Source organism: Streptomyces sp. NPDC088785, assembly GCF_044750685.1.
GTDB lineage: Bacteria > Actinomycetota > Actinomycetes > Streptomycetales > Streptomycetaceae > Streptomyces.
In genome coordinates this window covers 1-20,653 of sequence record NZ_JBIVKH010000019.1, presented here as the reverse complement: position 1 = coordinate 20,653, position 20,653 = coordinate 1, and the positions used below count along the sequence as shown (strand labels likewise).

The following is a 20,653-nucleotide window of genomic DNA, read 5'->3' as shown; positions in this document are numbered from 1 at the left end:
GCCGTTGCGACCAACCCTGCGCTCCCGCCGATGTGGCGCGGAGGAGGCCCGCGATGAAATCGGGGACAACGCGCGGCAAGGGTTTGGCCAACCCATGGGCCGGAACCCGACCTCTTGGCCCACGCCATACCTGCCCTATACACGGAATTGAACCGGCGCGCGGGACCTACCGACCGGGTCGGCCGTCCGGGCCGCGAGGTGATCACGAGGTGACCAGGACCGTGCACGCCATCCGGTCCTTCCCGTACGAGCTGGCGCACCCCGAGCACACCGAGCACACCGAGCACACCGAGCACGTCGGCGCCGCGGGTTCGTCCTGGTCGGCGAGCGCCCGCACCGGTCCTTCGGCGCGGATCCCGTCGGACGGGACTGGAGGACGGCCCGCCATGAGCGGGCGGGCCGACGGGTAGGGTCCGCCCCATGAAACTGGCGTTCTCCACCCTCGGTGTCCCTGGCCTCCCCCTCGACGACGTCCTGCGCCTCGCCGCCGCGCACGGCTATCACGGTGTCGAACTGCGCGCGCATCCCGAGGAGCCGGTCCATCCCGGCATCGGTCCCGAGGAGCGGGCGGACGCCGTCGCGCGGTTCGCGGCGGCCGGGGTCGAGGTGCTCGGCGTCGCCGGATACGCGCGGGTGGCCGCGCCCGGCGACGACGAGACCGTGCTCGGCCAGGTGCGCGAGCTGATCGACCTCGCCGGCGACCTGGGCGCCGGCTACGTCCGGGTCTTCCCCGGCGGCGGTGACGAGCAGAGCGCCGAGGAGGCCGACGCGACGGCCGCCCGGCGGCTCGGGGTCGCCGCCGAGTACGCGGCCGACCGCGGGGTACGGGTGCTGCTGGAGACCCACGACTCGCACCGCACCGGCGCCGCCGCCTCCCGGGTCGCCGGGCTGGTCGGCCACCGCAACGTGGGCGTCCTCTGGGACGTCATGCACACCTGGCTCGGCGGCGAGCAGCCCGCGGCCTCGTTCGCCGCGCTCTCCCCGTACCTCGGCTACGTCCAGGTCAAGGACGTCGCCGGGGCCGACGACACGACGCCGCTCGCGCTCGGGGCGGGGGCGCTGCCGCTCGCGGAGTGCGTGGAGGTGCTCAGCCGGGAGGGCTGGGACGGGTGGCTGTGCTGGGAGTACGAGGCGCGCTGGTACGAGTCGGCGGCGCCGCTCCCCGAGCTGCTGGCGGACGGCCGGGAGGTGCTCGGGCGGTTGCTCAACGAGTCGGCGTGAGGGGCTCGCCGGCGGGCGCCGGGTGCGGCGCGGGCGCCCGCCCGGCGCCCGGCGCCCCCGGCGCGGGTGCGGGCGCCGTCCGGCCGGGGGTGCGCAGGGAGGTCAGGGCGACCCCGGCGACCAGCAGCGCCGCCGCGCACCAGCGCAGCCCGCTCACCGACTCCCCCAGGAACAACCCGGCCGACGACATGCCGAAGACAGGCACCAGCAGCGAATAAGGGGCCACCGTCGACGCGTCGTAGCGGCGCAGCAGGCGGCTCCAGGCGCTGAAGCAGAACAGGGTCGTCACCAGCGCCACATAGCCGAGGGCGGCGACGCCCGGCAGGTCGAGGGCGGCCAGGGCGCGGGCGTCGCGCGCGGGGCCCTCGAAGAGCAGCGAGAGCCCGAGCAGCGGAAGCACGGGGACGGCGCTCGACCACACCATGAAGTTGAAGGGGGCGTCGGGCGCCGCCTTGCGGGTCAGGACGTTCGCCACGCCCCAGAACGCGGCGGCGACCAGCACCAGCGCGAAGGCGCCGAGCGGGCCCGAGGCGCCCTCGTCGACGGCGGCGACCGCGATCCCGGCGAGCGCCACCGCCATGCCCGCCACCCGCGCGGGCCGCGGCCGCTCCCCCAGGAACGCGAACGCGATCATCGCCGTGAACACCGCCTGCACCTGGAGCACCAGGGACGACAGGCCCGCGGGCATCCCGGCGTTCATGCCGACGAACAGTAGCCCGAACTTGCCGACGCCCAGGGCGAGTCCGAGCCCGACGATCCAGCGCCACGGCACGCACGGCCGGCCGACCAGGAACACGGCGGGCAGCGCCGCCAGCAGGAAGCGCAGGGCGCAGAAGAGCAGCGGCGGGAAGTGGGCGAGGCCGATGTCGATGACGACGAAGTTCACGCCCCACAGGGCGGCGACGAGCACGGCGAGGCCGGTGTGTGCGGGTCTCATGCGTCGAGGATCACGCGCGACGACCGTGTAGCACCAGCGAAGATTGCTGCATGGTGGGATGAAGCGACGCTAACGGGAAGCGGCGCCGACGAGAGGGGCCCGGGGTGCTGGATCTTCAGCGGCTGCGCGCACTGCACGCCGTCTCCGTGCACGGCACCGTGGGCGCCGCCGCGGCCGCGCTCGGCTACACGCCGTCCGCGGTGTCCCAGCAGATCGCCAAGCTGGAGCGGGAGACCAGGACCGTGCTGCTCGAACGGGCGGGGCGCGGGGTGAAGCTCACCGAGGAGGCGCTGCAACTCGTCGCCGCGGCAGCCGAGTTGATGGCCGTCCTGGAGCGGGCGGAGACCGGCATCGAGGAGCGGCGCGGGGTGCCCGCGGGGCGGCTGACCGTCGCCGCGTTCGCCTCGGCGGCTCGGGGGCTGCTGCCCGGGGCGCTCGCGGCGCTGGCGCGGCGCTGTCCCGCGCTGGACACCCGGCTCACCGAGGTCGACCCGCACCTGTCGGTCGACCTCGTGGCGAAGGGGGCCGTCGATCTCGTGGTGGCCCACGACTGGGACATCGCGCCGCTCCCGGCCCCCGCCGGGGTCGAGCAGGCGGTCCTCGGGGACGACCTGTGCGACCTGCTGGTGCCGGCGGGGCATCCGCTGGCCGGGCGGGCGGCCGTGCGGCGGGCCGAGCTGGCCGGGGAGCGGTGGGTCTCGCAGCCCGCGGGGCGGGTGTGTCACGACTGGCTGGTGCGGACGATGCGGGGGGCCGGGTTCGAGCCGGAGATCGTGCACCGGGCCGACGAGAATCCGACGCTGGTGGCGCTGGTCGCGGCCGGGCTGGGGGTGGCCGTCATCCCGCGGCTCGGGCGGGGGCCGTTGCCCGGCGGGGTGGCGGTGGTGGGGCTCGATCCGCTGCCGCGGCGGCGGGTGTACGCGCTGTGGCGCACCGGGGTCTCGCGGCGCCCCGCGATCACGGCGGCCGTCGGCGCCCTCCACGCGGAGGCCGCCCACCTCCTCCTCCCGCCCGCCGCGGCCCGGTGACCACGCCCCGCGCCGCCCCCGCGGAGCGCCCGCCCCGCCGGCGCCGTGGGCCGGGGTCCTGCTCGGGCCCTTGACTGGCAGAAACTTTCCCCTTATTCATGACGCGCGGAAGTTTCCTTCAGCATGAGGTACGCAGCATGCCCCGCCCCTCCCTCCGGAAGGAGCGCACGTGCACCACCGTCACCTGTCCAGACGGACCCTGCTCGCCGCCACCACGGCCGGCACCGCCGCCGTGACCCTCGGCGCCGCCCTCCCCGCCCAGGCCACGGCACCCCCCACCGACCGCGCCCTCAAGAAGATCATCTCCGGGATGTCCCTGGAGGAGAAGGTCGGCCAGCTCTTCGTGATGCGGGTCTACGGCCACTCGGCCGACGCCCCGGACCAGGCCGACATCGACGCGAACCTCAAGGAGATCGGGGTGCGCACGGCCGACGAGCTGATCGACAGATACAAGCTCGGCGGCATCATCTACTTCCAGTGGGCCCACAACGTCCGCGACCCGCACCAGACGGCCGACCTCAGCAACGGCATCCAGCGGGCGGGACAGCGCCAGCCCTCCCGGATACCGCTGCTGATCGCCACCGACCAGGAGCACGGCATCGTCTGCCGGGTCGGCAGGCCGGCCACCCTGTTCCCCGGCGCGATGGCGCTCGGCGCGGGCGGCTCACGTACCGACGCCCGCCGCGCCGGACAGCTCGCGGGCACCGAACTGCGCGCGCTCGGCATCGTCCAGGACTACGCGCCCGACGCCGACGTCAACGTCAACCCGGCCAACCCGGTCATCGGCGTCCGCTCCTTCGGCGCCGACCCGGACGCCGTCGCCGCCCTGGTCGCCGCCCAGGTCAAGGGCTACCAGTCGGCCCGCGTCGCCTCGACGGCCAAGCACTTCCCCGGGCACGGCGACACCGCCACCGACTCGCACACCGGCCTGCCGGTCATCACGCACACGCGCGAGCAGTGGGAGGCGCTCGACAAGCCGTCGTTCCGGGCCGCGATCGCCGCCGGCATCGACTCGATCATGACGGCCCACATCGTCGTACCGGCCCTGGACCCGGCCGAGGACCCGGCGACCCTCTCCCGCCCGATCCTCACCGGCATCCTGCGCGAACAACTCGGCTACGACGGTGTCGTCATCACCGACTCGCTCGGCATGGAGGGCGTCCGGACGAAGTACGGCGATGCCCGGGTCCCCGTCCTCGCGCTCCAGGCCGGCGTCGACCAGCTGCTCAACCCGCCCACCCTGGACGTCTCCTGGAACGCGGTGCTCACGGCCGTGCGCTCCGGCGAGCTGACCGAGGCGCGGCTCGACGCGTCGATCCTGCGCATCCTGCGCCTGAAGGCGAAGCTGGGCCTGTTCAAGGACCCCTACGTCTCGCACCGCGGCGTCGACCGCGCCGTCGGGACGGCGGCCCACCTGGCCGCCGCCGACCGGATCGCCGAGCGCACCACGACGCTCCTGGTGAACAAGGGGCGGCTGCTGCCGCTCTCCCGCCGCACCCACCGCGACGTCCTCGTCCTGGGCGCCGATCCGGCCTCGCCCTCGCTCAGCGACGGCCCGCCGACCACGGTGATCGGCGCGGCCCTCACCGAACGCGGCTTCCGGGCCACGGTCCTCGCGACGGGCACGGCGCCGGGCCAGGCGGTCATCGACCGGGCCGTCGCCGCCGCCGCGGACGTGGACGCCGTCGTCATCGGCACGTACAACGTGACGGCGGGCAGCGCCCAGCAGAAGCTGGTGAACGCGGTCGCGGCGACCGGCGTCCCGGTCGTGACCCTGTCCCTGCGCAACCCCTACGACGTCGCCCAGCTGTCCGCCGCCACCGCGCACGTGGCCGCGTATTCCTGGATCGACGTCGAACTGCGGGCCGCCGTCCGGGTGTTGACGGGCGCCGTGAAACCGCGCGGCAGGCTGCCGGTACCGGTCCAGCGGGCCGACGACCCGACGCGGGTGCTCTATCCGATCGGGTACGGCCTGACGTACTGAGCCGCCGTGGCGGGACGGCGGCGGGTGGCCGCCGTCCCGTCACGGTGCCTGCCGGGTCACGGACGCAGCGTCAGCTCCCGGGCCGGTGCGGGCCGGTCCAGCTTCGCGTCGTGCGGCGCCTTCGCGGTCGTCCCGGACAGGCCGGCCCACGCGAGGATGCGCTGGGTGGCGAGTTCCTTGTCGGCGGCGGTCAGCGCGGCGACGTTCGCACCGTGGTTGGCGTGCGGCGCGGTCAGCACGTACGAGTCCTCGGCGCCGCGGCCCAGACGGAACCGCTCGGCGCCCCACGGGTCGTTGTCGCCGTACACGTACAGCATGCGCGTGGCGTGGTGGCGCACCCAGCCGTCCACGTCGGGCATGGCCCGCGCGTCGAACCGCATGGGGATGGAGCGCGGCACGAAGTTGCGCGGCGGCTGGTAGCCGTAGCGCGAGAGCTTGCCGAGCCAGGGCTGCCGGATGTCGGGCGAGCCGAGCTGGGTGCCCGCCTGGTAGTAGTACGGCGTGTACTGCTCCAGGCCCTGGTCGGCGTAGGAGGACCAGCCGCCGACGGCGTCGACGTAGTCGAAGAGGGCCTGGTCGGTGACGGTCTTCGCGTCCGGGACGTCCGCGCAGGCCGACTCCGGCTGGTACTGCCAGAAGCCCCACACGAGGTCGAGGACGGTCGCCTCGTAGGCCTTGTCGAGCGAACCGACGGTGCGCACGGTGTAGTTGTTCGCCGTGAGGTAGTCCCGGTACTTCTTCTCCAGCGCGGTGCGGCGCACCAGCGTCTCGCGCTGCACCTTCTGGAGGGCGACGCGGCAGTCCTTCGGGCCGACGTGCGCGAGGAAGCGGTCGTACGCGGAGTCCTCGTCGTTCACGACGTCGTTCGGGGCGACGTAGGCGACGACGCCGTCCATGTCCCGCGGGTAGAAACGCTCGTAGTAGGTGGCGGTCATGCCGCCCTTCGAGCCGCCGGTGGTCAGCCAGTTGGCGCCGTAGACCGGCTTGAGGGCTTCGTAGATGCGGTGCTGGTCGCTGGCCGCCTGCCAGATGTCCAGCTTGGACCAGTCGGCGGGCTGCGGCCGGGACGGCGTGAAGAAGCGGTACTCGACGGAGACCTGGTTGCCGTCGACGATCCGGGTCGGCTCGCTGCGCGAGGGGTTCGTCGAGACGTTGTAGCCGCTGGTGAACATGACCGTCGGCCGGCTGACGTCCTTGTGCAGCACGGTGATCCGCTGCTGGAAGGTGCCCCTGGACGGGTGCCGGTGGTCGACCGGCTGGGTGTAGTCGAGGACGAAGTAGCGGTAGCCGGTGTACGGCTTCTCCTCGATCAGGCTGACGCCGGGTACGGCGAGCAGCCGGTCCTTGATGTCGGTGGCGTCCGCGGCGGCGGTGGCCGTCGTCGTGCCGGCCGCGGCCACCGTGCCTATCAGCACGACGAGCGACAGCAGCCATCTGAGCACCTTGCGCATACACACTCCCCTGGTAACGCGAAGACAACAGCGCCCCGGAAACTATCGGAGCGCTCCGCGTACCACCAGAGGGACCGGGTGTCCGCTCAGCAGAGAATCCAGCCCGTGGCGACGGACCGGGAGCCCACGGCGCCGGTCACCCGGACGCAGCGGTGTCCCGCGTGCACGATGACCGGTCCCGCGTGATGGGTGAAGCGGCCCGCGTCGACGACCTTGCGGTTGCCGCGCGCCTGCACGCCGACCGACATGTACCGGCGGGCGCCGGACTTCCTGGGGTAGGTGACGGCGCAGACGTAGCCGTTGCTCCTGTAGACGACCGTCCGGCCGGTCGCGAAGGACAGGGTGCGCACCTTGTGCCCGGAGCACAGCCCGGCCGCGTGCGCGCTGCCGGCGGCCGGACCGCCGAGGACGAGCAGACCCGAGCCGAGCAGCACGGCCAGCAGGAACGCGGCCGGGCGGCGCGGCCCGCGGCGTATGCCGGCGCCCGCCTCTCCGTCTCTTCGCACCACTGTTCCCTCCCGTCACCTCGGCAGCAGCGTACTGAGGAACGGACGCGCCACGCGGGTCGCACGGTTGCGCGAATCAGGTCCGGGTGGACGGATGTCGCCCTCTCCGGGCCGGTGGACACGCGTCCGTCAGGAGGACGCGCCCACCACGTCCGCCGTGTCGTCCTCGCCGATGAAGGTGCGCCACAGCCGTGCGTACGTGCCGTCGAGGCGCAGCAGCTCGTCGTGGGTGCCGTCCTCGACGACCTGCCCGTGGTCCATCACCACGACCCGGTCGGCGCGGGCCGCCGTCGTCAGCCGGTGGGCGACGACGAGGGTGGTGCGCCGCCCGGCCAGCCGCTCGGTGGCCTGGTTGACCAGCGCCTCGGTGGCCAGGTCGAGGGCGGCGGTGGCCTCGTCGAGGAGCAGGACGTCGGGGTCGACGAGTTCGGCGCGGGCCAGGGCGATCAGCTGGCGCTGGCCGGCCGACAGGTTCCGGCCGCGCTCGGCGACCTCGTGCAGGTAGCCGCCGTCCAGGGTGGCGATCATCTCGTGCGCGCCGACCGCGCGGGCCGCCGCCTCCACCTCGGCGTCGGTCGCCTCGGGACGCCCGTAGGCGATGGCGTCGCGGACCGTGCCGGGGAAGAGGTACGCCTCCTGCGGGACGACGCCGAGCCGGTGCCGGTACGAGGTCAGGTCGAGGTCGCGCAGGTCGCTGCCGTCGACGGTGACCCGGCCGCCCGTCGGGTCGTAGAACCGGGCGACCAGCTTGACCAGCGTCGACTTGCCGGCGCCGGTCTCGCCGACGAACGCGACGGTCTGCCCGGCCGGGATCCGCAGCCGCACCCCGGTCAGGGCCGTCTCCCCCGCGTCCGGGGCCCCGTACGCGAAGTCGACGTCCTCGAAGGCGATCTCGCCGCGCAGCGACAGCACGTCCAGCGGCTCGGCGGCGCCCTTCGTGGAGGTCGGCTCGCGCAGCAGTTCCTGGATGCGGCCCAGCGAGACGGTGGCCTGCTGGTAGCCGTCGAAGACCTGGGAGAGCTGCTGCACGGGCGCGAAGAACAGGTCGATGTAGAGCAGGTAGGCGACGAGCGCGCCGGTCGTCAGCGTGCCCGCGTCGACCCGGTGGGCACCCACCATCAGCACGGCGGCGGCCGCCACCGACGACAGCAGCTGCACGAACGGGAAGTAGACGGAGATCAGCCACTGGCCGCGGGTGCGCGCGCTGCGGTAGCTGTCGCTGCCCGCCGCGAACCGCTCCCGGCCGTCCTTCTCGCGGCGGAACGCCTGCACGATGCGCAGTCCGGCGACGGTCTCCTGGAGGTCGGCGTTGACGACGGAGACCCGCTCGCGCGCCAGCTCGTACGCCTTGACGCTGGAGCGGCGGAAGAAGTACGTGCCGACGATCAGCGGCGGCAGCGTCGCGAAGACGACGAGGGCCAGCTGGAGGTCGATGACGAGCAGGACGCCCATGATGCCGAAGAAGGTGACGACGGAGACGAACGCGGTGACCAGGCCGGTCTGGAGGAACGTCGACAGCGCGTCGACGTCCGTCGTCATCCGGGTCATGATCCGGCCGGTCAGCTCGCGCTCGTAGTAGTCGAGCCCGAGCCGCTGGAGCTGGGAGAAGATCTTCAGGCGCAGCGAGTACAGCACGCGCTCGCCGGTGCGGCCGGTCATCCGGGTCTCGCCGATCTGCGCGGCCCACTGCACGAGCACGGCGGCCAGGGCGAGCCCGGACGCCGCCCAGACCGCGCCGAGCGCCAGCCGGCTGACGCCGTCGTCGATGCCGTGCCGGATCAGGACGGGCAGCAGCAGCCCGACGCCCGCGTCGACCGCGACCAGGCCCAGGCTGATCAGCAGCACCGGCCCGAAGCCGCGCAGCAGCCGCCGCAGGCCGTAGGAGTCCTCGGGCGTGACGGCCCGCGTCTCGTCGATGTCGGGGGTGTCGGTGGCCGGCGGCAGCGCGTCCACCTGCGCCAGGAGTTCGGGGGTGGCGGGCATCCCGGACAGCGCGGCGTCCTTGGGCTCCCGGTCGCCCGTCCACAGCCGGGGGGTGACCCCGCGCTCGGCGTCGAACTCGGCGTCCAGCTCCTCCCGTACGGAGGTGTCCTCGGCCGGGGCCGCGGTCGGCGCGTGCCCGGGCGACACGCCGCCCAGCCCGTCGGGGTCGGTCAGCAGCCGCCGGTAGAGCGGCGAGGCGGCCTCCAGCTCCGCGTGCGTCCCGATCGCGGCGAGCCGGCCGCCGTCGAGGACGGCGATGCGGTCGGCGAGGTTCAGCGTGGAGCGGCGGTGCGCGATGAGCAGCGTGGTGCGGCCCGCCATCACCTGCCGCAGCGCCTCGTGGATCTCGTGCTCGACGCGCGCGTCCACGGCGGACGTGGCGTCGTCGAGGACCAGCAGGCGCGGGTCGGTGAGGAGGGCGCGGGCGAGCGCGACGCGCTGGCGCTGGCCGCCGGAGAGGGTCAGCCCGTGCTCGCCGACCTTGGTGGCGTACCCGGCGGGCAGCTCGGCGATGAACCGGTCGGCCTGCGCGGCGCGCGCGGCGGCCTCGATCTGCTCGTCGGTGGCGTCCGGGACGCCGTACGCGATGTTCGCCCGCACGGTGTCGGAGAAGAGGAACGAGTCCTCCGGTACGAGGCCGATGGCGGCCCGCAGCGAGGCCAGGCTCAGCTCGCGCACGTCGTGGCCGCCGACGAGGACGGCGCCGCGCGTGACGTCGTACAGGCGCGGCAGCAGCAGCGAGACGGTGGACTTGCCCGAGCCGGAGGAGCCGACGACGGCGAGCGTCTCGCCCGCGCGGATCTCGAAGGACAGCCCGTCCAGGACCGGCCGGTCGCCGCCCGCGTACGCGAAGGCGACGTCGTCGAACTCGACGGTGGCGGGCGCGTCGGCGGGCAGGTCCCTGGTGCCGTCGGTGAGCGACGGCTCGGTGTCGATGAGTTCCAGGACGCGCTCCACACCGGCGCGGGCCTGCTGTCCGACGGTCAGCACGACGGCGAGCATGCGCACCGGGCCGACGAGCTGGGACAGGTACGAGGAGAACGCGACGAAGGTGCCGAGCGTGATCTGTCCGCGCACCGCGAGCCAGCCGCCCAGGGCCAGCATCGCGACCTGGCCGAGCGCGGGCACGGCCTGGAGGGCGGGGGTGAACCGGGAGTTGAGCCGGATGGTGCGCAGCCGCCCGGCGAACAGCCGCCGCCCGACCTCGCGCAGCTTGCCGGTCTCCTGCTCCTCCTGCCCGAACCCCTTCACGACGCGCACGCCGCTGACCGCGCCGTCGACGACCCCGGCGACGGCGGCGGCCTGCGCCTGCGCGTACCAGGTGGCGGGGTGCAGCCGGGAGCGGCTGCGCCGGGCGATGAACCACAGCGCGGGGGCCACGGCGAGCGCGACCAGGGTCAGCGGCAGCGAGAGCCACGCCATGATCACCAGGGAGATGAGGAACAGCAGGAAGTTCCCGATGGTCATCGGGAGCATGAAGAGCAGCCCCTGGATGAGCTGGAGGTCGCTGGTGGCGCGGCCGACGACCTGGCCGGTGGACAGCTCGTCCTGCCGGCGCCCGTCGAGCCGGGTGATCGTGCCGAACATCTCGGTGCGCAGGTCGTGCTGGACGTCGAGGGCGAGCCGGCCGCCGTAGTAGCGGCGGACGTAGGCGAGGACGTAGACGACGACGGCCGCGGCGACCAGCGCGCCCGCCCAGACACCCATGGAGCGGGTGTGGTCGCCTATGACGTCGTCGATGATCACCTTGGTGATGAGCGGGACCAGCGCCATGACGGCCATCCCGCCGAGCGAGGCCCCGAGCGCGAGCACGACGTCCTTGGGATACCGCCAGGCGTATCCCGCGAGCCGCTTCGCCCAGCCCCGCCCGACCTGTTCGTCCGCCGTCACACCGTCGCCTCTCGCCATCCTGCTGCTGTGCCGTGATGACCAACGCGGCGAGGAGCCGATTTCATCCCGCCGCAACAATCGGGGCGGCGCCGCGCCCGGGGTTTCACAGCTGGTGCCCAGCTCCGGCACAGCCCCCGCCCACCCGCGCCGGGCACCTTTCCCTGGTGACCTCTGCGACCGAACCGCTCCCGCACGCCCCCGCCCCGCCCCCGCCGGCGGCCCCGCCGACCGCGCACCGCGCGCCGCGCTGGTCGCTGCCCGCGCTGCTCGGCGTCCTGGCGCTGGCCGGGGTGCTGTACGCCTGGAACCTGTCGTCGAACGAGCTGAACAGCTTCTACAGCGCCGCCGTGTACAGCGGCACGCGGAGCTGGCGGGCCTGGTTCTTCGGCTCCCTCGACGCGGGCGGCTTCCTGACCGTCGACAAGCCGCCGCTGTCCCTGATGGTGATGGGCCTGTCCTGCCGGATCCTCGGCTTCGGCACCTGGCAGATGATGCTGCCGCAGATCGGGGCCGCGCTCGGCACGATCTGGATCCTGCACTCCTCCGTGAAGCGGGTCTGGGGCCACGCGGCCGCCGCGCTCGCCGCGCTGGTCCTGGCCCTGACCCCGATCACGGTCGCGATCGACCGGGACAACAACCCGGACACCCTGCTGCTCCTGCTGATGGTGGGCGGCGCGGCCCTCGCGCTGCGCGCCACCCGCGACGGCCGGCTGCTGCCGCTGCTCGGCTCGGCCCTCTGCTTCGGCCTGGCCTTCAACACCAAGATGCTCCAGGGCTGGATCGCGCTGCCCGTCGCCTTCGCCGTGTACCTGTACGCGGCCCGGCCGGGCCGGGCGAAGAAGATCCGCAACCTGGTGCTCGCGGCCGTGGTCCTCGCCGTCTCCAGCTTCTGGTGGGCGACGGCCGTCTCCCTCGTACCGGCCGCCGAGCGCCCCTACATCGGCGGCTCCATGGACGGCTCCGCCTGGGACCTGATCCTGGGCTACAACGGGCTGGGCCGGGTCCTCGGCGGCGAGGGCAACGGCGGGGGCGGCGGAGGCGGAGGCGGTTTCGCGGGCGCCGCGGGCCTCGGCCGCCTCTTCAACGACACCCTGGGCGGCCAGATCTCCTGGCTGATCCCCTTCGCGGTGATCGCCCTCGTCGGCGGTCTGGTGCTGCGCGGGCGGGCCCCGCGCACCGACCCCGCGCGCGCGGCGCTGGTGCTGTGGGGCGGCTGGCTTGTGCTGCACTACGTCACGTTCGCGACGGCCGAGGGCACCATGCACCCGTACTACACGACGGCGGTCGCCCCCGGCATCGCGGCGCTGTGCGGAGGCGGCGGGGTGCTGCTGCTGCGCGCCTTCCGCGCCGACAGGCGGTGGGCGTGGGTGCTGCCCGTCGCGCTCGGGGCCACCGGGATCTGGGCGGTCGTCCTGCTGCGGCGGGCCGCCGGCTGGAACGGGTGGCTGTGGCCGCTGGTCGCCCTCGTCATGGCGCTGGCGCTCGCGGGCCTGCTCGTCCTGCGGACGGCGTCGGGGCGGCGGGTGCGGCTGTTCGCCGCCGCGGTGGCGGCGGCGGTCGTGGCGTCCGTGGCGGGCCCGGCCGCGTACTCCTTCGCCGAGCCGTTCTCGTCCGGCGCGGGCGGCGGCATGGGCGGCACGAACCCGACGGCCGGGCCCGCGACGGGCGGCGGCGCGGGCGGCCCGGGCGGCGGAGGCGGCGGAGGCGGCCGGGGCGGCTTCCCCGGCGGGGGCGAGATGCCGGGTGGCGGGCAGCGCCAAGGCTCGGGCGGCCAGGAGGGCGGGTTCACCCCGCCGGACGGCGGCGGGAAGCCGGGCGGCGGCGGGATGCCCGGCGATAGTGAGAAGCGGGGCGGCGGCGGGATGCCGGGCGGCGGAGAGGCACCCGGTGGCGGGCTGGGCGGCTCCATCGACAGTGACCTGATCGCGTACCTGGAGAAGCACCAGGACGGCGCCGAGTGGCTGCTCGCGGTGTCCGACTCGCAGTCCGCCGCGCGGATCATCCTCAGCACCGAGAAGCCCGTCATCTCCATGTACGGCTTCACCGGCTCCGACAAGGGCATGACCGTCGCCAAGCTCACGAAGCTGGTGAAGAGCGGCCGGCTGCACTACGTCCAGGTCGGCGGGAGCGGCCTGGGCGGCGGGATGGGCGGCGGCAACGACGTCAGCTCCGCGGTCACCGCGTGGGTGAAGGAGCACGGCACGGCGGTGAAGGCGTTCCCGTCCCTGTACCGGCTGGACCCGTCGGACGTGAACTGACGCGCACACGGCGGTCCTTGACACCCCGTCAGGGACCGCATCCACGTCACATGATTGACGCGAATTGTTCACCCAAACTCCTCGTGTCCATGTCATTCTACGCGGGTTGCCTCCCTGTCGACCCGCGTAGAACGGACGGACACCCCTCATGCCCGGAATCCCCATACGCACCGCGGCGCTCACCGCGGCCGCCCTGATGACGGCCGTCGCCCTCCCCCTGGCCACCGCGGGCCCCGCCTCCGCGACGACCACCGCGTACGACGCGACGTACTACAAGAACGCGATCGGCAAGACCGGCGCGAGCCTCAAGTCCTCGCTGCACACGATCATCAGCAGCCAGACCAAGATCTCGTACTCCGCGGTCTGGAACGCGCTCAAGGTCACCGACCAGGACCCGAACAACAGCAACAACGTGATCCTGCTCTACAGCGGCGTCTCGCGGGCCAAGACGCTCAACGGCGGCGACCTCGGCGACTGGAACCGCGAGCACACCTGGGCCAAGTCCCACGGCGACTTCGGCGAGGTGACGGGCCCCGGCACCGACCTGCACCATCTGCGGCCCGCCGACGTCCAGGTCAACAGCGTGCGCGGCAACAAGGACTTCGACGACGGCGGCAGCGCCGTCTCGGGCGGCGGCGGCAGCCTCACCGACTCCGACTCCTTCGAGCCGCGCGACGCGGACAAGGGCGACGTGGCCCGCATGATCCTCTACATGGCGGTGCGCTACGACGGCGGCGACGGCTTCGCCGACCTGGAGCCCAACGAGAAGGTCAACAACGGCAGCGCCGCCTTCATGGGCAAGCTCTCCGTCCTCAAGCAGTGGAGCCAGGAGGACCCGCCGAGCGCCTTCGAGGAGAAGCGCAACCAGGTCATCTACGACACCTACCAGCACAACCGCAACCCGTTCATCGACCACCCGGAGTGGGTCGAGTCGATCTGGTAGGCGCCCCGCCCGCCGGGCCGCACGGCCCGGCGGACCCGGCCCGTCAGCCCAGGTGCGTCGGCGCGAACATGCGCAGCACGGCGGGCAGCACGACCACGCGCGGGCCGGGCGCGGCCAGGGCGGCGGCCAGGTCCTCGCGCAGGGTCCGCGGCGACGTGCGCACGGCCGGGACGCCGAAGGACTCCGCGAGGGCCACGTAGTCCGGGCGGGACAGCTCGGTCGCGGTGGCCTGCCCGAAGGTGTCGTTCATGTACGCGCGCAGGATGCCGTAGCCGCCGTCGTCGACGATCAGCCAGGTGACGTTCAGGGACTCCTGCTTCGCCGTGGCGAGTTCGGCGATCGAGTACAGGGCGCCGCCGTCGCCGGAGACCGCGAGGACCGGCGTCGTCGGGTCGGCCGCCGCGGCGCCGAGCGCGGCCGGGAAGCCGTAGCCGAGGCCGCCCGCGCCCTGCGCCGAGTGCAGCGGACCCGGCCAGGCCGACCAGGCCCAGTAGGCGAGGATCGTCATGTCCCAGAAGGACGGGGCCCGGTCCGGGAGCGCGGCCCGCACCGAGGCCAGCACGTCCTGCTCCAGGGTGAGTTCCTGGGATTCGATGCGTTCTCGTACGGCCTTCAGCACCTCGGCGACGCGCGCCGGTGCGGTCCCGTCCGTGCGCTCCGGGACCGTCTCGACGAGCGCCTGGAGGGCGAGGCGGGCGTCGGCGTGGATGCCGAGCGCCGGGTGGTTGGACTCCAGCTTGCCCGCGTCGGCCTCGATCTGGACGACCCGGCCGCGCGGGGCGAACGTGTGGTAGTTCGAGGAGAGTTCGCCGAGGCCCGAGCCGACGACGAGCAGGACGTCCGCGTCCTCCAGGAAGTCGGTGACGTGCCGGTCCTCCATCCAGGACCGCAGCGAGAGCGGGTGCTCCCAGGGGAAGGCGCCCTTGCCGCCGAAGGTGCACACCACCGGCGCGTCGAGCCGCTCGGCCAGCGCGCGCAGCTTGCCCGCCGCGTCGGCGCGGACCACGCCGCCGCCCGCGATGATCACGGGCCGCTCGGCCTTCGCGAGCAGGTCGGCGGCGACGGCCGTCAGCTCGGGGCGCGGCACCAGCTCGTGCGGGGTGGCGTCGACCGCCGTGACCTGGGGCAGGGTGGCCTCGGCGAGCAGGACGTCCTGCGGGATCTCCACGTAGACCGGGCCGTGCGGCGCGCTGAGCGCCGACTCCCAGGCCGCGGCGATCGCGGACGGGATCTGCGACTGGGTGCGCACGGTGTGCACGGACTTGACCACGTCGCGGAAGGCGGCCTGCTGGTCGCGCAGTTCGTGCAGGTAGCCGTGCCGGCCGCCGCCGAGCCCGGCCACCGGGACCTGGCTGACGACGGTGAGCACCGGCGCGGAGGCCGCGGCGGCCTCCTGGAGGGCGGCGAGCGAGGTGAGGGCGCCCGGCCCGGTGGACAGGAACAGCGGCGCGACCTCACCGGTCACCCGGCCGTAGGCGTCCGCCGCGAACCCGGCGTTGTTCTCGACGCGCAGGCCGACATAGCGCAGGTCCGAGCGGCGCAGCGCGTCGAACAGGCCGAGGGCGTGCTGGCCGGGCAGGCCGAAGACGGTGGACGCGCCGAGCCCCGCGAGGGTCTCCACGACCAGGTCGCCGCCGGTCCGGCCGGGCGGCGGGTTCAGGGCCGCTTCGGTCTGGGCGGCGGTGGGCCGCAGGTCGAGGTCGTGGTCGTGGGTCATCGCGGGGGTCTCTCCTTGAGGTGCGGGAGGGCGGTCCGGTGGTGCGGTCAGACGGTGCGGGACGCCGCGATCTGCCGGGCCATGATCGTCGTCAGTTCGTACGCGGTGTGCGAGGCTGCGACGGCGGTGATCTCGGCGTGGTCGTAGGCGGGGGCCACCTCGACGACGTCCGCCGACACCAGGTTGCACGATGCCAGACCGCGCAGGATCTCCAGCAGCTCGCGGGAGGTCATGCCGCCGGCCTCCGGGGTGCCGGTGCCGGGGGCGTGGGCCGGGTCGAGGCAGTCGATGTCGATGGAGATGTACAGCGGGCGGTCGCCGATGCGCTGGCGCAGCTGGTCGGCGACCTCGTCGGCGCCGCGCCGGTAGACGTCGGCGGAGGTGACGATGCCGAAGCCGAGCTTCTCGTCGTCGGTGAGGTCGCTCTTGCCGTAGAGCGGGCCGCGGGTGCCGACGTGGCTGAGGGCGGAGGTGTCGAGGATGCCCTCCTCGACGGCGCGGCGGAACGGGGTGCCGTGCGTGTACTCGGCGCCGAAGTAGGTGTCCCAGGTGTCCAGGTGCGCGTCGAAGTGGAGCAGCGCGACCGGGCCGTGCTTCTTGGCGACGCTGCGCAGCAGCGGCAGCGCGATGGTGTGGTCGCCGCCGAGGGTCATCATGCGGGCGCCGGAGCCGAGGATGCCGTCGGCGGCGGCCTCGATCGTCTCGACGGCCTCGTTGATGTTGAACGGGTTCGCGGCGATGTCACCGGCGTCCACGACCTGGGCGAGCGCGAACGGGGAGGCGTCCTGCGCCGGGTTGTAGGGGCGCAGGAGCCGGGACGCCTCGCGGATCGCGTTGCCGCCGAAGCGGGCGCCGGGCCGGTAGGAGACACCGGTGTCGAAGGGCACGCCGACGACCGCCACGTCCGCCGCGCCGGCCTCGTCCGGGCGCGGCAGGCGCGCGAAGGTCGCGGGGCCCGCGTAGCGGGGGACGAGCGAGGAGTCGACGGGGCCGACCGGACCGTTCGGGTCGGCCTGGACGCGGGGCGTCTCGTTGCTGTTCATGCGCGGGTGCCTTCTTTCCTGCGGGTGACGGGCTCTCCAGTCGGTGACTGGCTGTCCGGCGGGTTACCGGGTGGCGGCGGCCACGGGGTCGGCGGCCGCCGGCTCGGACTCGGGGGCGCCGCGGCCGGCGAGCCGCTCGCGCCAGTGGGCGAGGACGGCGGCGTCGGTCGGCCGGGTGGCCAGCGAGACGACGACGTAGACGACGAGGGACGCCGACAGGCCGTAGTAGACGGGCTCGTTGGCGAGGATCCCGAACGACATCATCAGGCCGATGACGGACAGCCCGCCGACGACGACGGAGGCGAGGGCGCCGGTGCCGGTGCCGCGCTTCCAGATCAGCCCGCCGAGGATCGGCACGAGCAGGCCGGCGACGAGCAGGTTGTAGGCGACGGTCAGCGCCTCGACGACGTTGTTGAGGATGATCGAGGTGATGATCGCGACGACACCGAGTCCGAGGATGAACATCCGGTTGCCCTTGACCTCGTCGTGCTCGGCCTCGGGCGCCGCGTCCGGCCGGACGCCGCGCAGCCGCTTCCAGATGTCGTTGTTGGCGACGGTGGCGCAGGCGATCAGGGCGCCGGAGGAGGTCGACATGACGGCGGCGAGCGCGGCGGCGAGGACCAGGCCGCGCACGCCGACCGGCAGCTCGTCCTTGACGATCTGGGCGAAGGCCTCGTCGGCCTGGCCCAGGCCCTGCGGGTAGATGACCTTGGCCGCGGTGCCGATGACGGCGCCGCCGATCGCGTAGAGCAGGCAGTAGACGCCGGAGACGGTGCCGCCCCAGCGGGCCACCTTGTCGTTGCGGGCGGTGAACACGCGCTGCCAGATGTCCTGGCCGATGAGCATGCCGAAGGTGTAGATCAGCACATACGTGAAGATCGTCTCGCCGCCGATGCCCAGCGGGTCGAAGTACGAGGTGGGCAGCGCCGCCTTCATCTCGCTGAAGCCGCCCGCCTTGACGACGGCGACCGGCAGCAGGATCAGCAGCACGCCGATCGTCTTGACGACGAACTGCACCATGTCGGTGATGGTGATGGACCACATGCCGCCGAGCGTCGAGTAGGCGACGACGATGGCGCCGCCGATGACGATGGCCAGCCAGCGCGGCACGTCGAAGAGGACGTCGAAGATCGTGGCGTAGGCGATCGTGGAGGTGACCACCAGCATCAGCGTGTAGGCCCACATCACGATGCCGGAGATCATCCCGGCGCTGCCGCCGTAGCGCAGGTCGAGCATCTCCGAGACGGTGTAGACCTTCAGGCGGGCGATGCGCGCCGAGAAGAACAGCGACAGGGCGAGGATGCCGAGGCCGATGGTGAAGACCATCCAGGCGCCCGACAGGCCGTACTGGTAGCCGAGGCCGACGCCGCCGATGGTGGAGGCGCCGCCGAGGACCACGGCGGCCATCGTGCCGGAGTACATGGCGGGGCCCAGGCGCCGCCCGGCGACCAGGAAGTCGCTCTTCGACTTGGCGCGGCGCATGCCCCACCAGCCCATGGCCAGCATGCCGGCCAGGTAGAGGACGATCACGATGTAGTCGACGGCCATGGGGCAGCCCTCCTTCACACACTTCGGTGGCGTGTCGTGCGGGGAAACGGACCCGGATCTCGACACGGGGACATCCGCCCGTACCCGTGCTCACCGGTCGGGACGACCTTAGGTGGCTGGAAAGCGTCGCTGAAGTGTACGTTTCCTCTACTCATCGCGTACGAACCAGAGGAAACGCACACCATGTCCTCCCCGTCGGCGCTGCCCGCCGTGCCCCCGCTGCCCGCCGTCCCGCTGAGCGCGCTGCTGGCCCGCGCCGAGCTGGGGCTGCGGCAGATCGCGGGCCCGCCGGCCGAGGAGGTGCCGGTGCACTCGGCCCACACCTCGGAGATGTCGGACCCCTACCCGTACCTGCTGGGCGGCGAGCTGCTGCTGACGGCGGGCGTGCACGCGCCGGAGGACACCGGCACCGACGCCTACTACGACGCCTACGCGGAACGCATCGTCGCGGCGGGCGCCGCCGCCCTGGGGTTCGGGGTGGCGCCGGTGCACGACACGGTGCCGCCCGCTCTGGTGGCGGCGTGCGAGCGGCGCGCTCTCGCGCTGGTGGAGGTGCCCGAGCGGACGACGTTCAGCGCCGTCGGCCGCGCCCTGTGGGACCTGATGACCGCGGTGCGCCATCTCGAACTGCGCCGGGTCACCGAGGCGCAGCAGGGGCTGGCCACCGCGGCCGCCCGGCCCGATCCGGTCCCGGCCGTGCTGCGCCAGCTCGCCCAGCGCACCGGCGGGTACGCGGTGCTGGCCGGACCCGACGGCACCGGGCCGCAGCACGCGGGCACCCCGCCGTCCGAGGCGGTGGAGGCGGCCCTCGCCGATCTGCTGCGGGTGGTGCGGCCCGCCTCGACGCGGCTCTTCCCGACGCCCGCGTCCGCCTCCGACGAGGTGGCGGGCGTGCACCTGTCGGCGTACGCGCTCGGGGGCGCCGACGGCCGGGCGCTCGGCCTGGCCACGGGGGCGCGGGCGCCCGGCGACCACACCGTCGCGGGCGTCGCGGTCGTGCTGCTCTCGCTGCTCCAGGGCGAGCACCGGTCGACGGGGGACGCCCGGAGGTCGGCGGCGCTGGTCCGGCTGCTGCTCGGCGAGCGCCCCGAGGACGCCGCCGGGGCGCTCGGTGCCGGGGGCAGCTGGCGGGTGGTGCACGCGCAGGCGCACGCGCAGGCGCAGGGTGTCCGGCCGGTGCCGGAGTTCGGCACCCCGCTGGTCGACGCCACCGGCTCCCTGGTCCGCGCGCTCGTGCCGGCCGGCCAGGACGTCGTCGCGCACGACGGCTGGACCCTCGGCGTCTCCGCCCCCGCCGGCGCCGGGCAGCTGGCCGTCGCCGACACCCAGGCGGCCCATGCGCTGGCCCGCGCCCGGGCCCTGCGCGCGCCGCTGGTGCGGCACCGGGCCGACACCCCGGCGCCCGACGTGGCCGCGCTCGCCGACCGCCCGGAACTCCGGCAGACCCTGCGCACCTGGCTCTCCCTGCACGGCAGCTGGGACCGCTCGGCCCAGGCGCTCGGGGTGCACCGGAACACGGTGCGGCAGCGGATCTCCAAGTGCGGGGTGCTGGTGTCGGCGGACCTGGACGACCCGGACGTCCGCATGGAACTCTGGTTCACCCTGAGAGACCTCCCGTAACCCCCCGCCGCCGCTTCGTCAGGCGCGGCCCGGTGGCGGCTGGTCGCGCAGCGGTGATCCTTCGGGTTCGGCCCGGTGGCGGCTGGTCGCGCAGTTCCCCGCGCCCCTGGGTGGTTCGTCATCCGCGGCCCGGCGGCCGCTTCTCGCGCAGTTCCCCGCGCCCCTGGGTGGCTCGTCATCCGCGGCCCGGCGGCCGCTTCTCGCGCAGTTCCCCGCGCCCCTGGGTCGTTCGCCATCCGCGGCCCGGTGGCCGCTTCTCGCGCAGTTCCCCGCGCCCCTGGGTCGTTCGCCATCCGCGGCCCGGTGGCCGCTTCTCGCGCAGTTCCCCGCGCCCCTGAGGCATGCGCTGCGCGCAGCCTCCCCCAGAGGCTGCGCTCCGCGCGCCTCCACTGAGGGACGGGACGGTGGCGCGCCTCTCTGATGAGATGCCGCACGCAGTGCGCATCTCAGGGGCGCGGGGAACTGCGCGAGACGCGGCCACCGGGCCGCAGACGACGAACCACCCAGGGGCGCGGGGAACTGCG

The 20,653-nt window shown here is 73.8% G+C and carries 14 protein-coding genes; 7 read left to right on the top strand and 7 right to left on the bottom strand.

Features of this window, described 5'->3' with window-relative positions:
* The first annotated feature begins 209 nt into the window (after positions 1–209).
* Together ACIP5K_RS33120 and ACIP5K_RS33115 are read left to right on the top strand one after the other, a co-directional pair.
* Positions 210–410, top strand: a complete 201-nt coding sequence (locus tag ACIP5K_RS33120; protein ID WP_401415605.1) for a hypothetical protein — start codon at positions 210–212, stop codon at positions 408–410.
* 10 nt (positions 411–420) lie between these two features.
* Positions 421–1,221, top strand: a complete 801-nt coding sequence (locus tag ACIP5K_RS33115) for a sugar phosphate isomerase/epimerase family protein (protein WP_401415604.1) — start codon at positions 421–423, stop codon at positions 1,219–1,221.
* Here the strand turns inward: ACIP5K_RS33115 and ACIP5K_RS33110 are convergent.
* Positions 1,205–2,158, bottom strand: coding sequence for an EamA family transporter (locus ACIP5K_RS33110; RefSeq protein ID WP_401415602.1), 954 nt, complete (start codon positions 2,156–2,158; stop codon positions 1,205–1,207). The two genes, ACIP5K_RS33115 and ACIP5K_RS33110, sit on opposite strands and share 17 nt — an antisense overlap.
* Positions 2,159–2,262: 104 nt before the next feature.
* Between ACIP5K_RS33110 and ACIP5K_RS33105 the strand changes: the two genes are divergently transcribed.
* Complete coding sequence (locus ACIP5K_RS33105) at positions 2,263–3,186, top strand: LysR family transcriptional regulator (protein WP_401415600.1); 924 nt, start codon at positions 2,263–2,265, stop codon at positions 3,184–3,186.
* A gap of 169 nt (positions 3,187–3,355) precedes the next feature.
* Entirely contained in the window at positions 3,356–5,170 is a 1,815-nt protein-coding gene (locus ACIP5K_RS33100; protein ID WP_401415598.1) for a glycoside hydrolase family 3 protein, read from the top strand.
* A 56-nt stretch (positions 5,171–5,226) separates the two neighbouring features.
* Here ACIP5K_RS33100 and ACIP5K_RS33095 read toward each other — a convergent pair whose 3' ends face one another.
* The 3 genes from ACIP5K_RS33095 to ACIP5K_RS33085 all read right to left on the bottom strand — a co-directional run bounded on the left by ACIP5K_RS33095 (position 5,227) and on the right by ACIP5K_RS33085 (position 11,018).
* Positions 5,227–6,621: an aminopeptidase gene (locus tag ACIP5K_RS33095; protein WP_401415596.1), complete on the bottom strand. Its 1,395-nt coding sequence runs from the start codon at positions 6,619–6,621 to the stop codon at positions 5,227–5,229.
* Between the two features lie 86 nt (positions 6,622–6,707).
* Positions 6,708–7,127: a hypothetical protein gene (locus ACIP5K_RS33090; RefSeq protein ID WP_401415593.1), complete on the bottom strand. Its 420-nt coding sequence runs from the start codon at positions 7,125–7,127 to the stop codon at positions 6,708–6,710.
* Between the two features lie 129 nt (positions 7,128–7,256).
* Entirely contained in the window at positions 7,257–11,018 is a 3,762-nt protein-coding gene (locus ACIP5K_RS33085) for an ABC transporter ATP-binding protein (RefSeq protein WP_401415591.1), read from the bottom strand.
* Positions 11,019–11,164: 146 nt separating this feature from the next.
* Between ACIP5K_RS33085 and ACIP5K_RS33080 the strand changes: the two genes are divergently transcribed.
* On the top strand, positions 11,165–13,258 hold the full coding sequence (locus ACIP5K_RS33080; RefSeq protein WP_401415590.1) for an ArnT family glycosyltransferase: 2,094 nt from the start codon (positions 11,165–11,167) through the stop codon (positions 13,256–13,258).
* A gap of 148 nt (positions 13,259–13,406) precedes the next feature.
* A complete protein-coding gene (locus tag ACIP5K_RS33075; protein ID WP_401415587.1) occupies positions 13,407–14,201 on the top strand; it encodes an endonuclease I family protein in 795 nt (264 codons plus the stop codon).
* 43 nt (positions 14,202–14,244) lie between these two features.
* On the opposite strand, the gene ACIP5K_RS33070 is transcribed toward ACIP5K_RS33075, so the two are convergent.
* The 3 genes from ACIP5K_RS33070 to ACIP5K_RS33060 form a co-directional block, all read right to left on the bottom strand.
* A complete protein-coding gene (locus ACIP5K_RS33070; protein ID WP_401415585.1) occupies positions 14,245–15,918 on the bottom strand; it encodes a thiamine pyrophosphate-binding protein in 1,674 nt (557 codons plus the stop codon).
* Between the two features lie 47 nt (positions 15,919–15,965).
* A complete protein-coding gene (gene speB / locus ACIP5K_RS33065; RefSeq protein ID WP_401415583.1) occupies positions 15,966–16,961 on the bottom strand; it encodes an agmatinase in 996 nt (331 codons plus the stop codon).
* 63 nt (positions 16,962–17,024) lie between these two features.
* A complete protein-coding gene (locus tag ACIP5K_RS33060; RefSeq protein WP_401415580.1) occupies positions 17,025–18,509 on the bottom strand; it encodes a sodium:solute symporter in 1,485 nt (494 codons plus the stop codon).
* Between the two features lie 183 nt (positions 18,510–18,692).
* Between ACIP5K_RS33060 and ACIP5K_RS33055 the strand changes: the two genes are divergently transcribed.
* Positions 18,693–20,129: a PucR family transcriptional regulator ligand-binding domain-containing protein gene (locus ACIP5K_RS33055; protein WP_401415577.1), complete on the top strand. Its 1,437-nt coding sequence runs from the start codon at positions 18,693–18,695 to the stop codon at positions 20,127–20,129.
* Positions 20,130–20,653: the final 524 nt, after the last annotated feature.

Bases quoted from the DNA above. Each gene is read 5' to 3' on its own strand.
- ACIP5K_RS33060 (WP_401415580.1), bottom strand. From the start codon at position 18,509: ATGGCCGTCGACTACATCGTGATCGTCCTCTACCTGGCCGGCATGCTG.
- ACIP5K_RS33070 (WP_401415585.1), bottom strand. From the start codon at position 15,918: ATGACCCACGACCACGACCTCGACCTGCGGCCCACCGCCGCCCAGACC.
- ACIP5K_RS33110 (WP_401415602.1), bottom strand. From the start codon at position 2,158: ATGAGACCCGCACACACCGGCCTCGCCGTGCTCGTCGCCGCCCTGTGG.
- ACIP5K_RS33075 (WP_401415587.1), top strand. From the start codon at position 13,407: ATGCCCGGAATCCCCATACGCACCGCGGCGCTCACCGCGGCCGCCCTG.
- ACIP5K_RS33095 (WP_401415596.1), bottom strand. From the start codon at position 6,621: ATGCGCAAGGTGCTCAGATGGCTGCTGTCGCTCGTCGTGCTGATAGGC.
- ACIP5K_RS33085 (WP_401415591.1), bottom strand. From the start codon at position 11,018: ATGGCGAGAGGCGACGGTGTGACGGCGGACGAACAGGTCGGGCGGGGC.
- speB (WP_401415583.1), bottom strand. From the start codon at position 16,961: ATGAACAGCAACGAGACGCCCCGCGTCCAGGCCGACCCGAACGGTCCG.
- ACIP5K_RS33115 (WP_401415604.1), top strand. From the start codon at position 421: ATGAAACTGGCGTTCTCCACCCTCGGTGTCCCTGGCCTCCCCCTCGAC.
- ACIP5K_RS33055 (WP_401415577.1), top strand. From the start codon at position 18,693: ATGTCCTCCCCGTCGGCGCTGCCCGCCGTGCCCCCGCTGCCCGCCGTC.